General features: G+C 60.2%; 16 protein-coding genes and 1 pseudogene. 11 read left to right on the plus strand and 6 right to left on the minus strand.

The window, feature by feature from the left end:
• Nucleotides 1-43 precede the first annotated feature (43 nt).
• Complete coding sequence (locus CO676_RS10115) at nt 44-520, minus strand: GNAT family N-acetyltransferase (RefSeq protein WP_144051949.1); 477 nt, start codon at nt 518-520, stop codon at nt 44-46.
• Nucleotides 517-918, minus strand: a complete 402-nt coding sequence (locus CO676_RS10120; RefSeq protein WP_014764710.1) for a rhodanese-like domain-containing protein — start codon at nt 916-918, stop codon at nt 517-519. Before CO676_RS10120 ends, CO676_RS10115 begins: the two co-directional genes overlap by 4 nt.
• A gap of 64 nt (nt 919-982) precedes the next feature.
• Between CO676_RS10120 and ftrA the strand changes: the two genes are divergently transcribed.
• The 3 genes and pseudogenes from ftrA to CO676_RS10135 all read left to right on the plus strand — a co-directional run bounded on the left by ftrA (nt 983) and on the right by CO676_RS10135 (nt 3,084).
• Nucleotides 983-1,987, plus strand: coding sequence for a transcriptional regulator FtrA (gene ftrA, locus CO676_RS10125; RefSeq protein ID WP_097520835.1), 1,005 nt, complete (start codon nt 983-985; stop codon nt 1,985-1,987).
• A 132-nt stretch (nt 1,988-2,119) separates the two neighbouring features.
• Nucleotides 2,120-2,290 (plus strand): annotated as a pseudogene (locus CO676_RS10130) (IS30 family transposase); the annotation flags it as partial.
• A gap of 401 nt (nt 2,291-2,691) precedes the next feature.
• Nucleotides 2,692-3,084 carry a GFA family protein gene (locus tag CO676_RS10135; RefSeq protein WP_014764706.1) on the plus strand — a complete coding sequence of 131 codons (393 nt, stop codon included), beginning with the start codon at nt 2,692-2,694 and terminating at the stop codon, nt 3,082-3,084.
• A gap of 107 nt (nt 3,085-3,191) precedes the next feature.
• Here CO676_RS10135 and CO676_RS10140 read toward each other — a convergent pair whose 3' ends face one another.
• Nucleotides 3,192-4,700, minus strand: coding sequence for a winged helix-turn-helix domain-containing tetratricopeptide repeat protein (locus CO676_RS10140; protein ID WP_097520670.1), 1,509 nt, complete (start codon nt 4,698-4,700; stop codon nt 3,192-3,194).
• A 137-nt stretch (nt 4,701-4,837) separates the two neighbouring features.
• On the opposite strand from CO676_RS10140, the gene CO676_RS35180 reads away from it, so the two are divergent.
• Nucleotides 4,838-5,107, plus strand: coding sequence for a DUF1127 domain-containing protein (locus CO676_RS35180; RefSeq protein ID WP_245424290.1), 270 nt, complete (start codon nt 4,838-4,840; stop codon nt 5,105-5,107).
• Between the two features lie 65 nt (nt 5,108-5,172).
• Here the strand turns inward: CO676_RS35180 and CO676_RS10150 are convergent, their stop codons facing one another.
• The gene (locus CO676_RS10150; RefSeq protein WP_097520673.1) at nt 5,173-5,928 is read right to left on the minus strand and encodes a glucose 1-dehydrogenase; all 756 of its coding nucleotides are present in this window, start codon (nt 5,926-5,928) and stop codon (nt 5,173-5,175) included.
• 364 nt (nt 5,929-6,292) lie between these two features.
• Between CO676_RS10150 and CO676_RS10155 the strand changes: the two genes are divergently transcribed.
• From CO676_RS10155 to CO676_RS10185, 7 genes are all read left to right on the plus strand, one after another.
• Complete coding sequence (locus CO676_RS10155; RefSeq protein WP_097520675.1) at nt 6,293-6,877, plus strand: L,D-transpeptidase; 585 nt, start codon at nt 6,293-6,295, stop codon at nt 6,875-6,877.
• Nucleotides 6,878-7,067: 190 nt separating this feature from the next.
• The gene (locus tag CO676_RS10160) at nt 7,068-7,211 is read left to right on the plus strand and encodes a hypothetical protein (protein WP_037383394.1); all 144 of its coding nucleotides are present in this window, start codon (nt 7,068-7,070) and stop codon (nt 7,209-7,211) included.
• A 157-nt stretch (nt 7,212-7,368) separates the two neighbouring features.
• Nucleotides 7,369-7,959 carry a hypothetical protein gene (locus tag CO676_RS10165; protein ID WP_097520677.1) on the plus strand — a complete coding sequence of 197 codons (591 nt, stop codon included), beginning with the start codon at nt 7,369-7,371 and terminating at the stop codon, nt 7,957-7,959.
• Nucleotides 7,960-8,030: 71 nt separating this feature from the next.
• Nucleotides 8,031-8,618, plus strand: coding sequence for a protein-S-isoprenylcysteine O-methyltransferase (locus CO676_RS10170; protein ID WP_097520679.1), 588 nt, complete (start codon nt 8,031-8,033; stop codon nt 8,616-8,618).
• Nucleotides 8,619-8,628: 10 nt separating this feature from the next.
• On the plus strand, nt 8,629-9,411 hold the full coding sequence (locus tag CO676_RS10175; RefSeq protein ID WP_097520681.1) for a hypothetical protein: 783 nt from the start codon (nt 8,629-8,631) through the stop codon (nt 9,409-9,411).
• Entirely contained in the window at nt 9,408-10,295 is an 888-nt protein-coding gene (locus CO676_RS10180; RefSeq protein ID WP_014764697.1) for an SDR family NAD(P)-dependent oxidoreductase, read from the plus strand. Before CO676_RS10175 ends, CO676_RS10180 begins: the two co-directional genes overlap by 4 nt.
• A gap of 239 nt (nt 10,296-10,534) precedes the next feature.
• The gene (locus tag CO676_RS10185; RefSeq protein ID WP_041415447.1) at nt 10,535-10,951 is read left to right on the plus strand and encodes a DUF4864 domain-containing protein; all 417 of its coding nucleotides are present in this window, start codon (nt 10,535-10,537) and stop codon (nt 10,949-10,951) included.
• Between the two features lie 19 nt (nt 10,952-10,970).
• Here the strand turns inward: CO676_RS10185 and tgt are convergent, their stop codons facing one another.
• Complete coding sequence (gene tgt / locus CO676_RS10190) at nt 10,971-12,101, minus strand: tRNA guanosine(34) transglycosylase Tgt (RefSeq protein WP_097520683.1); 1,131 nt, start codon at nt 12,099-12,101, stop codon at nt 10,971-10,973.
• The gene (queA, locus tag CO676_RS10195; protein ID WP_097520837.1) at nt 12,098-13,183 is read right to left on the minus strand and encodes a tRNA preQ1(34) S-adenosylmethionine ribosyltransferase-isomerase QueA; all 1,086 of its coding nucleotides are present in this window, start codon (nt 13,181-13,183) and stop codon (nt 12,098-12,100) included. Before queA ends, tgt begins: the two co-directional genes overlap by 4 nt.
• Nucleotides 13,184-13,428 lie beyond the last annotated feature (245 nt).

The following is a 13,428-nucleotide window of genomic DNA, read 5'->3' on the forward strand; positions in this document are numbered from 1 at the left end:
TCGTTCGGCGACGGCCACCGAAAAATCGGTTGGGTATGCCTTCTTAATGTCGGCCGGAACCACCAGATCCTTCCGGTTGGTTGACATGCCTGCTGAAACGTATTTTTGGTTGACCTGTGCCGCCCTCGCGTTGGTAAAATCGGATTGCATCCAGATTCCATGATGGCGTTTGCCATTCTATCCGTTCCGCACCGTCTTCCTCGGCCAGCAAGCAGGCGCGCTCAAAGAGACGCTTTCCGATTCCCTGTCCGCGCGCCGTTTCGCGCACGAACAGGCAGTCGAGGTGAGCAAAGCGGCAAACGGTCCACAATGCATAGTCAAATGTCACTGCCGCATAGCCGATCAGACTTTTTCCATCTTCGGCTACGATAAGATGTGTAAGCGGCTTATCGGTACTAAGAATGGAGACAAGCCCCGCTTCGGTCACGCGCGCGGTCGCCCGCTCGAAGAGGGCATGTTGTCGGATCAAATCCAGCAACTGTGCGGCATCTTCCGGCAAAGCACCCCTTACTCGAGTCATGTGTTTTCGACCGTTTCAAGCCTGAAACCCTCATCGATCCACCCGGTGATGCCCCCGGCCATGATCTTGACTGGGCGCCCCAACTCAGCGAGACGCAAAGCACCACGTGCCGCACCGTTGCAATGTGGGCCGGCGCAATAGGTCACGAATATCGTATCCTCAGGCCAGACGCTCATCTTCGACCGGACGATCTTGCCGTGAGGAAGATTGATCGCGCCAGGCACATGGCCTTTGGCAAACATCGCTGGGCTACGCACATCGAGCAGTACGAAATCAGCACCCTTCTCCAGGGCCTCGTGTACGTCCCAGCAATCGGATTCAAAGGCAAATTCAGCGGCGAAGTGTTCGCGGGCGAGCGCGCTCGGTGCAGGCGGGACAGCTGTAACGGATGTGGTCATATCGGTCTCTTTTGTTCTCTCTGTCTACGATTTGCCGCCACGCTTGCAATTGGCGTGAATGACAATGTACGTAAAGATTATGCCAAACCTCACCGGACCACTCGTTGTCGCCCTTCTTTACGATGGCCTTTGCACCTTCGAATTCGGCATCGTCGCCGAAATCTTCGGGCTCTCTCGACCAGAAATGGGATCAGAATGGTATCGCTTTGCGAGTTGCGCGGTCGATGAAGGACCGATGCGCGCCCATGGCGGTTTGCTGATCGTGGCGCACCATGGACCAGAGGTCATCGAGCAAGCCGACATCGTTGTCGTTCCGGGTGGGAAGGGCGCCGACGTTCCCGTTCCAAAGACACTATGCCAGCAGCTTCGTGCCGCTCACATGCGCGGAGCCCGGCTCGCGTCAATATGTTCCGGCGCATTTGTTCTGGCCGCGACAGGTCTGCTTTCGGGTGGGACAGCAACGACGCACTGGCGCTACGCTGACAAGCTCCGCGAACATTATCCCGATATCGAGGTCGATGACGCGTCGCTCTATCGTGCGCATGATCGCATCCACACGTCAGCGGGTAGCGCGGCCGGGATCGACCTCCTGATCGAGATCGTCAGGCAGGATTTCGGGGCGGTTGCAGCGAACTCCGTCGCTAGACGTCTCGTGATGCCCGCGCACCGAACAGGGGGGCAGGCGCAGTTTCTTGAGCGTCCTGTTCCGATCCGGGAAGGGCTGGAAATCGCCCCGCTTCTGGACAGAATACGTGCCGATCTCACGAACAACTGGAGCGTCGAGCGAATGGCACATGAAACCCGGATGAGCACGCGAACATTTCTACGCCGGTTTTCTGAAGCCACGGGACAGACCCCAGGGGATTGGGTCGCCGCCGAACGCGTCAACGAAGCGAAGCGTTTGCTGTGCCAAGGCAACGCAAGAATGGAGGCGGTAGCGATGACAGTGGGTTTCGGAAGCTCTCATACGCTTCGGCATCACTTTCGAAAGAAAGTCGGTATTAGCCCAAGTGAATATCGCGCACGTTTTATGATCGAGGCGCCCGATAAACAGATCGCATCGGCTTAAGGTGTCATTTCGCCCCGTGCCGGAACCGACCCCCATGTGCTCGATCTGAGCACCCGCCAGGTGCGTCGTCTGCTGGATCGGATCAGAGCTGGCGGTGCGGATTTTTGCATGTCCGAGCGAAGATTATCGCTCAACACCTTCCATGATCGCGAGTTTCCGGAATACAGCGGCTATTACGGCGGCATCGCCGACGACATCAGCAAGGAGCGTCGAGGACGCTTACGAAAGCTCAGGCGCCACCCGCAGCTGCGCCACCGTGTGATCGATCGATTGGAGGCGCATCGATCTATACCCCAGCCGATCAGAGAGCCCCACTTACGCTAAGCCGTCGTCAACAGGTCTCCGACCTGAAGATGCGACGCCTTTGCCTTCGCAGCCTTCTCCCTCAGTGTAGCGGCAAGCAACTCCACGGCGATCTTCTGCACGGCTGCCTTCAGCCGATCCTCGACTTCGAAACCGCCCAGGATGCTTATATTCTCCTTTGGTTTAGCCTCGCTATACCCCTAGGCTCGTCAGAGCCTTATCGGGCCTCGGTTTGGGTGGGGATGCAGGTGTGTCATCTGATAGGCTCCATACGGCTGGAAGCGATGATCACTATCGCCCGCTACGGAAGAACGACGCGTCACCGCGCGCAGCGGGCAATTGCAATGACGGTGCTGTTCGTCGTAACCATTCGGACCGCTTCATTTTAAAGGAGACGCAGCATGGACCGATTCACCGGCGGTTGCCTGTGCGGCAACGTCCGAATTGTGGCGTCGGGACTCCCATACCGGGTTGGCCTTTGTCACTGTCTCGACTGCCGCAAGCATCATGGCGCCCTTTTTCACGCTTCCGCGGTGTTCCCTCAGGATGCGGTGACGATCAATGGCGAAACACGCGACTACGCCGGGCGGTTTTTCTGTCCCCGCTGCGGCTCGACCATTTTCGCACGCACCGCAGACGAAATCGAAGTGAACCTCGGTTCCCTGGATGCCCCTGATCAACTGATGCCAACCTACGAAAGCTGGATCATCCGTCGCGAATCCTGGTTGCCGCCGTTTCCGCTCACGAGGCGATACGAACGCGATCGTGACGCCACGGGTCGCTTTGAGGAGTAGGTCGCACGAAAGGTGCGAAGGCGCCGTTACGAGTGACCGAGATGTAAGCCTTGTTCGACATCTCAAACCAGATACTCGAGGACAGCGCCCTCGATCACGCCGGAGCGTCACTCCGGAAGACCGGCCTTGCGGTATCCATCGACGAAATGCTCAAGCGTCGCAGCGTCGCGAAATGGTTCCGTCGTGGCCCAGTGGCGGGTTGTGAAATGCGGGTTGCTGACGAGGAACAGTTCGACCTCTGCGCGCGCCTCGTCGAGCCGGCCCAGTTGGGCAAGGCTTGCCGCCAGGAAACGGCGTGAGCTTGTACGATAAGTCTCGTCCCTGCGCAGTGTCTCGACAGCGGCCTCGTATTCGCCGGCCGCATATTGCGTCTGGCCGAGCGTCAGATAGTACCAGCTTGGCGGAAACGGGTTCAACCGGAACGCCTTGCGAATGTGCTCAAGGCCCTCCTCTACCCGCCCGGCCAAGACCGCGATGTCGGACAATGTCGCCCAGGTGTCGGCCTCGTTCGGGTCGAGCTCGATCGCCTTGGCGAATTCCGCGTCCGCGTCGGCGAAGCTGCGCTCATAGGCAAGCAGGTTGGCCAGGACCCAGCGGCAGCCTGCATCGTTGGGATCGATCGCTACAGCTTTTCGCGCCAGTTCCAAGGCAACGCTACGGTTTGGTTCGATTGGCTCGCCCCAATGCACCCATCCCATCCAGTGGTTCATCGCCAGCCAACGATAGGCTTCCGCGTATCCCGGATCGAGCGAAACCGCGCGCGTGAGCATCAGATGCGCTTCCCGCGCCGTCTGTGGCGAATCATCCATCAGCTTGCGAGCCCGCACGCAGAGATCGTAAGCCTCGAGATTTTTGGGCCGATTGCGCGGCGGCGGTGCGCGCAGCCGGCCGAGTAACGCCTCCACGATCTTGCCGGTGACCTCGTCCTGAACGGCAAATATATCTTCCAGGCTGCGATCGAAGCGTTCCGCCCATAGATGATCGCCATTCGCCGCGTCGACCAACTGGGCGTTGATGCGCACGCGCCCAGCGGCGCGTCTTGCGCTCCCCTCCAGCAGGTAGCGCACGCCAAGGTCCTCAGCGATTTCGCGGACGTCCATCGCCTTTCCTTTGTAGGCAAAGGCCGAGTTGCGTGCGATGACGAACAGACCGGAGCTCCTGGACAGGTCGGTGATCAGGTCTTCGGTCAACCCATCCGCGAAGGATTCCTGCTCGGGGTCGTTGCTGATATTCACGAAGGGCAGCACGGCTATCGATGGTTTGCTGGGCAGCGGCAAAGGTTTTCGCCTCGCGCCACCAAGCCGTTCGATGACCCCCGTGAAGCGGTAGCCGACGCGCGGAACCGTCGAGATCCATTCACCGCCGTCGGCGGCCGGACCAAGCAGCTTTCTGAGCTGCGCGATCTGGACGGTGAGGTTGCCTTCCTCGACGGCCGTGCCCGGCCAACCCGCGTCCATCAGCTCGGCCTTGCCCAGGATTTCGCCGGGCCGTCCGACGAGCGCCGCAAGCAGCTTCAGCCCGCGATGGCCAACGGCAACGGGATCATCGTTCCGGAGGAGCGTTCCCGCACCCGGATCAAGCACGAACGGACCAAAGGCAACACGCGATCCCTGCATAGGCCGCATCTATAGTCCGTTTGGAAGTTTTTGAGAACTTTTTGGGAGAGCTTAATTACGACGCTGTTCGCATCCTGCAGAATTCATCCTCTTTCAGGTCGAGGGCCCCCGGACCCTCAAACCATAAGGAGGTTGCCATGAACAATACTCCCACCTTCGCGTCGGCCCCGCACCAGGCGGCGCGGCCGGGAACGCCCGTGGGGCTGGCGGAAGTCTCGCATCGGCACTACAGCCTAGCGACCCTGCGAAGCATTATCGCGACCTGGGGCGAGCGGATACGCTTTCGGTGGGAGCTCGAGCAGAAGTTGAAGGACGATCCCCATTTGATCGACGATATCGGTCTGACGAGACGGCAGGTCGAGGCAGAGATCGCCAAGCCCTTCTGGCGAGTATCAAATCCGTTATAAGGCAGCAATTCGCTCGCCAATCGCTCGACGACATCGCGAGCTGCAGCGCAGCACCTTCATGACCGTCAGTGAGCCGTGTAGGCGCCGTCCACGAGATGGTAGCTGCCGGTGATGAAACTCGCTTGGTCGGACAAGAGAAAGCATACAAGGGCCGCCACCTCTTCCGGCATTCCGCGCCTGCCCATTGGCTGAAGGGCCTCCAGCCGCCGGGTCTTCGCCAGCTCGGCATGCTCCGACAGAAGCGGCGTCTCGATCCATCCGGGACCGACAGCGTTGATACGGATGCCCATGCGCGCATATTCGATCGCTGCCGTCTTGGTCAGGCCGACAACCCCATGCTTTGCCGCGGTGTATGCCGATACCGTTGGCAAGCCGACGGAGGCGAGAATCGACGTCACGTTGACGATCGCGCCTCCTCCCCGTCCCAGCATCGCGGCGATCTCCTGTTTCATGCAAAAGAACGTGCCGTTCAGATTGACATCGATCACGCGCGCCCAATCGTCGAGCGGATAGTCCGCGGTCGGCTTCCGGACGCCTTCAATGCCGGCATTGTTGACGGCCAGGTTCAGGCCTCCGCACTCCTGGACAGTGAAGTCGACCAAACGCTCTACGGCGTGGGGGTCGGCGATATCGACCGTGAAGTGACGGGCTCGGCCTCCATTGAAGCGGATCTCTTCGGCGATCTGCTGGGCTGCATCGGGATTGAGATCGGCCACGACAACTTCCGCCCCCTCGCCGCTCAATTGCCGGGAGATGGCGGCGCCGATTCCCGAACCGCCGCCGGTGACGATGGCGACCTTGCCCTCGAAGCCCAGTTTCATGCTTTCTATCCTTCTTACCTCTTCCCACTCCTAGTCGAGCAGACACAGGTGGTTGCCGCAAGGGTTTAATCAATCCGCGCAGCTGGACTGCCCCATGATTCGCAGGCGTCAGCAGTCGTAGCCGTTCACGATTCGGCGTCCGCGGCCGCAAGAATCGAACACTGAGAGGAGTAAGTCAGACGCGAATCAGTCGACCGATTCGACGCAGTGAAGCCACGTGTGTGTCGAATCGAGCCAGCCACCGTCCTGATTTTGAACGTCAAATTCACATCGTTGTGCCCGCCTGAGATGCTAGGCTTGGCCGGCACGCGCAGCGGTGTTAAATACGCAAAATGGGGACTCACGAATTTCTCAGCAGGTGAAGATGGACAAGAACCACGTTACGCGTCGCATGCTCGTGTTGGGTAGTTTGGCTTTGTTGGTCACTGGATGCAGTTCGATTTCGCGACCGATGGAAAGCTCCATCGCGTCCAGGACGCGTATCGACCCGCGCTACCGCAGGCAGGAAGTGGCCTATCACGGGGGCGAGGCACCGGGAACGATCGTCGTCGACACCGAGCAACGCTATCTCTACTACGTCCAAGGGGGCGGCTGGGCGATGCGCTACGGCATCGGCGTCGGAGAGGAAGGACGCACGCTCAAGGGCAAGGCGACGATCGGCCGAAAGGCGGAGTGGCCGTCGTGGACACCCACCGAAAACATGATGCAACGGAAACCGCACCTGCGTCAGTATGCGGGGGGCGTCTCAGGCGGGTTACACAATCCGCTTGGTGCGTCCGCTCTCTACCTCTATCGTGGCGGGAATGACACCATGTTCCGCCTGCACGGCACGAACGAACCATGGACGATCGGCCAGGCAGTATCGAGCGGTTGCATCCGCTTGACGAACGACGACATCGTTGATCTCTACAGTCGGACCCCCGTCGGGACCACGGTATTGATCATCTGATGGTGTTTGCGCGCGTATTTGGTATAAATAATCAAGCCATGTGTGTTGAAGTACCCGTTGAACAGTTCCGCACCGACAAAGCTGATGCCAACTGTGTCCTTCTTGCACTAGGCCTAGGCGCAAATCGCCACTATTACTTCGAGTGTTGCCTTCGATAAACCATTCCGACTATTGAGGAAAGGACTACTTGATGAGCAGAATTCTGATCGTGATGATTGCGTTGCTTTCTGTCGCCGGCCTGACGGCTTGTGATACGATCGGCAAGGGCAAAGGGAAGGCTCCGCCGCCAGTTGCAGCAGAGCCGGCAGTAGAACCTGCCCCTGTTTATAAATAAAATCTAAATTTGCTCCGTGGGAGGCTCCAATCGCCTTCCACGGGGCGCCTTTACGACCGAATCAGCGCAAGGCCGACGGTCAAAGAGCGCCACTGATCGGCCCAAGCCGGCCAAAGTTCTGCTAAAATAAAGTTCGGCGACAGAGCGAAGTGACGTGATGACATCTGCAGCAAGCCGTATCCTCCCTGTGTTCTTACTCGCATTCGCTGCAACAGCGTGCCAGACGCAAGACAAGGGCCCCCTACCCGCTTACGTGTCGAGCAGCCAAAAGAATGGCGGGCCGGCGAAGCTGGTTTCCCAATCCCGAGAGCAAGGGTACTTCATCGAATTCCGCTCGCGCTATGCGTTGAGCTACGGCCACACTTACGCAGTTTTCGGCCGCACGAATGCGTCGGGGGCGATGATCAGCCCCGAGGTTGCGGGTCTCGCTCCGGCGACCAATGACGCCGCTCCCTATGTATTTGGTCATTTCCTTCCGGTGCCGGCCGAGACCGGAGCGAGCGATGGCGATCTGGAAGAGCAATACAGGTCGGCAAGCTGGCGTATCATGTTGACCGAGGCAGAATACAACGAGGTCGTCGCCTTCATACGCAAGCTGAAGGAAAAATCGCGCGTCTGGCATGCGTCGGTCTACAACTGTAATGCCTTCGTGGCGGAGATTGCGCGCTCCATGGGGTATAAGACCCCGGGCATCTGGCTAAGGCCGCAGGAATTCATTACAAGGCTCCGTGAGATGAACGGCGGCTAACGCGGTCGGCTTGAGCTGTGCCCGCTTCTCAGCGGCATGATCGCAATAAAGCCTTGTAAGCTAGGGTAAGCATGTCGATAGCTTCCATCGGGCAGATTATTTGGGTGCTTGGCATCATCGCCTGGTACTTCATTCGCCGTCCCTATGAACGCCGCGCAAAGCGCGTAGAGGTCGTCAGCAACCGTCGCTCGCGCTCGGAGATGATCGGGCTTGCTGCGGCCCTGCTCGGGCTCGGAGTCGTACCGGGGTTCTATGTGGTAACGGGGATTCCCGAGTCTGCCGATTATCCGGCCAAGGCCTGGTCTGTGGCGATCGGGGCCGTCGTCTTCGCTGCCGCCATGTGGGTGTTTCGCAGGACCCATAAGGAACTTGGCCGCAACTGGTCCATCACACTGGAGATTCGCGATCGGCACGAGCTGATCAGCGGCGGGCCTTATGGCCTCGTCCGCCATCCGATGTACACTTCGTTCATGCTCATGGGAGTCGGGCAGGCATTTCTGGTGTCGAACTGGGTGGCAGGATTCGCCGGTCTCGTCGGATTCGCGATCCTGTTTTTCCTAAGGGTGGACGAGGAAGAGCGCATGATGCTGGAAACATTCGGCCCGCAGTACCGCGCCTACATGGAAAGAACGAAGCGAATCATCCCATATCTTTACTAGAGGTGCCCTGATGCGAGGCCGAGCTCTCAAGCTTTCGGGGTCGCGACGCCTCGTCGGCGATCTGATGCGGTTTTCGATTCGTGTGCCGAGGGTAACCGTGCAGCGGCAGATGAATCTCGGTCCGCTGCTGAAGGCTCGCATGGCACAGCAAAGCAGACCCTCCTGGACGGTGCTCTTTCTCAAGGGATATGCGCTTCTTTCTCTCGAAACCCCAGAGTTGCGGCGGGCTTATGTCAAGCTGCCGAGACCACAGCTTTACGAATATCCGGGAAGCCTTGCCTCGATCGCCCACGAGCGCGAGCTTGACGGCGAGCGGGTTGTGCTTCTGAGCCTGATCAAGACTCCCGAACGCCGGCCGATTGCCGAGCTCGCGGCCCTGGTTGAGGCCGCGCGGACGCGTCCCATCATGGAGGTCAAGGAGTTCCGGCGCGCCCTGAAGATTGCCCGCCTGCCGGGGCCGATCCGTTGGCTGCTCATGTGGTTGGGACTCAATCTCGGTCGTCAGCGCGGCCGTCATTTCGGGACTTTCCAGTTGTCGGTTTATTCGGGCCTCGGCGCCGAATCCCTCAATCCGCTGACACCTCTGACGACGATCTTCAACTATGGTCCGATCGACGACCAGGGAACGGTGACCGTCCGCATCCACTACGATCATCGGGTCATGGATGGCGCCAATGTGGCGCGGGCGCTGGAGCGATTCGAAAGTATTCTGAACGGTGACATCGCCGCCGAGGTGGCTAGTCTGGCGGAAACCACCGGAGTTGCGGGCGCCGCCGTCTCAGGTGCGGCATGACGGCGGAAACGGAACTCCGGCCAGCCGTCGTCGTCGTTGGTGGCTCACGCGGCATCGGCAAGGCGATTGCCGACATTGCCGCCCGGGACGGCGCCACGGTGGTGCTGGTGGCGCGTTCGCCAGACGGTCTCTCGGCCGCCGCTGCGCATATGCCGAAGGCCGGCGGCGAGGTATTCACCCTCGCCTTGGATCTCTCGGCGGGCGATGCGGCACGCCAGCTCGAATCATACCTGTCTGCCAACGGCCTGTTCTGCGATGTCCTCGTCAACAGCGCCGGCTATGGTCTTCGCGGCAGTGCAACGGTGTTGCCCGTTGGTGAGCAGTTGGGGATCGTCGACCTTAACATACGCGCCCTCACCGACCTTACCCTTCGCTTCCTGCCGGGCATGGTGGCGCGCGGCCGCGGCGGCGTCATCAATCTCGGTTCCGTCGCGAGCTTCACGGCCGGCCCGTACATGGCCCTGTACTACGCCAGCAAGGGTTTCGTGCGGTCGTTTTCGGAGGCCCTTCACCAGGAACTTCATCGCACCGGCGTGACCGTGACCTGCGTCGCCCCCGGACCGGTATCGACCGAGTTCCTCGAGCGATCGGGTGCCAACAGGGCGGCGCTCTTCAAGGTCTTGCCCAAGGTCGATTCTCAATATGTCGCCGAATGCGCCTGGCGCGGTTTCAGATCCGGCCGTCGCCTCGTCATACCGGGTATCTCGGCCAAGCTGGCAATCCTTGTTACTTCCCTGTTGCCGTCCAAGCTATTGCTGCCTTTGATCGGCCGTCTGCAGCGCCGGAGCAATGATCCATGCCCCTGTGGATCCGGCAAGAAATACGCGACATGCCACGGCGCGCGCCACCATAAGATAGAACCGGCGATCTCGAAGCGCGGTTAGTCTTTCGAGAAGCGTGCGTGCGCTCCTTGCGGTGCGTCCCGAGGCGAAGGGCGACGCGGCCTCGCTCACGAGATTGTGACTGCTTCGCAAGATGTTTAATTGGCCCGCATAAGTCCCTGAAAAGATTAAAGCGCTATCGTAGAGTTCACCCGCACGGCCTCGCCGTAAGCCGAAGGTGGTGCTTATCAATGCGACTGCCGGGCATATTCTTCAATGACAAGAAGCTAATAGAGGCACCCATGACAAGATGGGTCTCCGTCGCTCTCTGTCTGGTGCTCGCGCTGGGCGTAAAACCTGCACTTGCGGACCCTGTCGATGAGGCGCAATCGGTCATTCGTGCCCAGATCACGGCCTTTCTGGAGGACGACGCGGAAACTGCCTATTCCTTCGCCTCCCCCGGAATCCGGGAAAAATTTCCGGACGAGCTGGCCTTTTTCGAGATGGTCAAGAGACGCTACCAGCACCTGTACCGCCCCGGCAATTTTGCCTTCGGGCGATCGAAGTTGGTCGGCAACGAAGTCATCCAGGAGGTGCTGATCGTCGGATCAGACGGCAAGGACTGGACGGCAATTTACGAACTCGTCCCGCAGCCGGACGGCAGCTACAAGGTCAATGGCGTCTTGATGGTGCCGACGGCACCTGGTCCTGCGCTCTGAACAAGCTCACGACGCCGAATTAGACGGGCGGAAGGTCGCCGCGCTGCCAGTCTTCCTGCGTCTCGGCCATGAAATCGGCATAACGCCCCTCCTCGATCGCGTTGCGAATGCCTGCCATCAGTTCCTGGTAATAAGCGAGATTGTTCCAGCTCAGGAGCATGCCGCCGAGCGATTCGTTGGAACGAATCAGGTGGTGCAGGTAGGCGCGCGAGTAGTCCCGCGTCGCCGGGCACGATGACCGCTCGTCGAGCGGACGCGTGTCTTCGGCATGGCGCGCATTGCGCAGATTGATTCGCCCATGGCGCGTGAAGGCCAGCCCATGGCGACCGGAGCGCGTGGGCATGACGCAGTCGAACATGTCGATCCCGTGCGCGACCGACTTCAGGATATCGTCCGGCGTTCCGACGCCCATCAGGTAGCGCGGTTTCTCGGCCGGCAAGACGGGGCACGTGACGTCGAGCATGTCGAGCATGACCTCCTGCGGCTCGCCGACTGCGAGACCGCCGACGGCATAGCCCTTGAGATCGAGCTCCTTGAGTCCCAAGGCGGAACGTTCGCGCAATTTCGGGATGTCGCCGCCCTGGACGATACCGAACATCGCTTTGCCCGGCTGGTCGCCGAAAGCGACCTTGCAGCGTTCCGCCCAGCGGAGCGACATTTCCATTGCGCGCTCGATCTCGCCCGGCTCTGCCGGCAGCGCGACGCACTCGTCGAGCTGCATCTGTATGTCGCTGTCGAGCAGTCCCTGAATCTCGATCGAGCGTTCCGGCGACATATGATAAAGCGCGCCGTCGACATGGCTCTTGAAGGTCACGCCCTGTTCGTTGAGTTTGCGCAGGCTCGAGAGCGACATGACCTGGAAGCCGCCGCTGTCGGTCAGGATCGGCCGCTCCCAGCGGATAAAATCGTGCAGTCCGCCGAGCCGCGCAACACGTTCGGCGCCGGGACGCAGCATCAAATGATAGGTATTGCCGAGGATGATGTCGGCGCCAAGATCCCGCACCTGATCGAGATACATGGCCTTGACTGTGCCAACGGTTCCGACCGGCATGAAGGCCGGCGTGCGGATCGTTCCGCGCGGCGTCAAGACCTCGCCGCGGCGCGCTTTACCGTCCGTCGCGAGTAGGTTGAATTGAAAGGTCTCGGTCATTGGTCTTTCCGGAAGAGCAGGCTTGCATCGCCATAGGAATAGAAGCGGTAGCCGGCCTCGATCGCATGAGCATAGGCGGCACGCATTGTTTCCAGCCCAGCGAAGGCGGACACCAGCATAAACAATGTCGATTTCGGCAGGTGAAAATTGGTCATCAGCATGTCGACGGCACGGAAGCGGTAGCCGGGGGTGATGAAGATGCTGGTCGGCCCCGACCAAGGACGTATCTCGCCTTCCTCTGTCGCTGCGCTTTCGATCAGCCGAAGCGACGTCGTGCCGACGCAGACGATGCGCCGGCCGCGCGCCCGAACCGCGTTAAGCTTTTCGGCGGTCGCCGCATCCACATGACCGATCTCCGCATGCATCACATGATCCGTGGTATCGTCGGCCTTGACGGGCAGGAAAGTTCCCGCCCCCACATGAAGCGTAACGAAGTGGCGTTCGATGCCTGCTTCGTCGAGCTTGGCGAAGAGGCGATCGGTGAAGTGCAGACCCGCTGTCGGGGCAGCGACGGCGCCTTCCTCGCGCGCATAGACCGTTTGGTAGTCTGTTCGATCGCGGGCATCCTCCGGGCGCTTGGCGGCGATGTAAGGTGGCAGGGGAATGTGCCCCACCGACATGATCGCCTCGTCGAGCACCGGGCCTGAAAGATCGAAGCGAAGCGTGACCTCGCCCGCCTCTCCCTTTTCTTCAACGGTCGCATCGAGCGCACCGAGCAGGCAGGCATTTTCGCCGTGGCCGAAACTGATCCTGTCACCGGGCTTCAGCCGCCGCGCCGGCCGTGCGAATGCCTTCCAGCGGTCGGGCGCGACGCGCATGTGCAGCGTCAACGAGACTGGTGTGGCGACGTCCTCGCCGCGTCGGCGAATGCCCTGGAGCTGCGCCGGGATGACCTTCGTATCGTTGAAGACAAGCGCATCGCCGGGCTTCAGGAAGGAAGGGAGATCGAGCACGCCGTGGTCGCCGAGAAGCTGTTCCCTTTGCGGCCGCACAACGAGCATGCGGGCGCTGTCGCGGGGGCTTGCGGGCCTCAGCGCAATGGAAGTCTCCGGCAGGTCGAAATCGAACAGGTCTACGCGCATCTGGGTGTCGAACAAAAGCAAACCCGCCCCGATGGCTCTAGAGCGGGATGAGGAAAAGTGTGCGCGGTTTTCCGCCCGCGTCCCGCTCCAACTTCTTGCAATCGATCACGGGTCATGATTATGGGTCGATTCGACCCATAACCATTGTGATCCAAGCGACCGGGGCGGGTCTGTGCATTAAAGCGCGTCGCATTGGTATTCATGCGGCGCGCTTTAGGTCTTTATTATTATGCATGTCGTCATCC

It is taken from the genome of Sinorhizobium sp. BJ1, assembly GCF_002531555.1.
Lineage (GTDB): Bacteria > Pseudomonadota > Alphaproteobacteria > Rhizobiales > Rhizobiaceae > Sinorhizobium > Sinorhizobium fredii_B.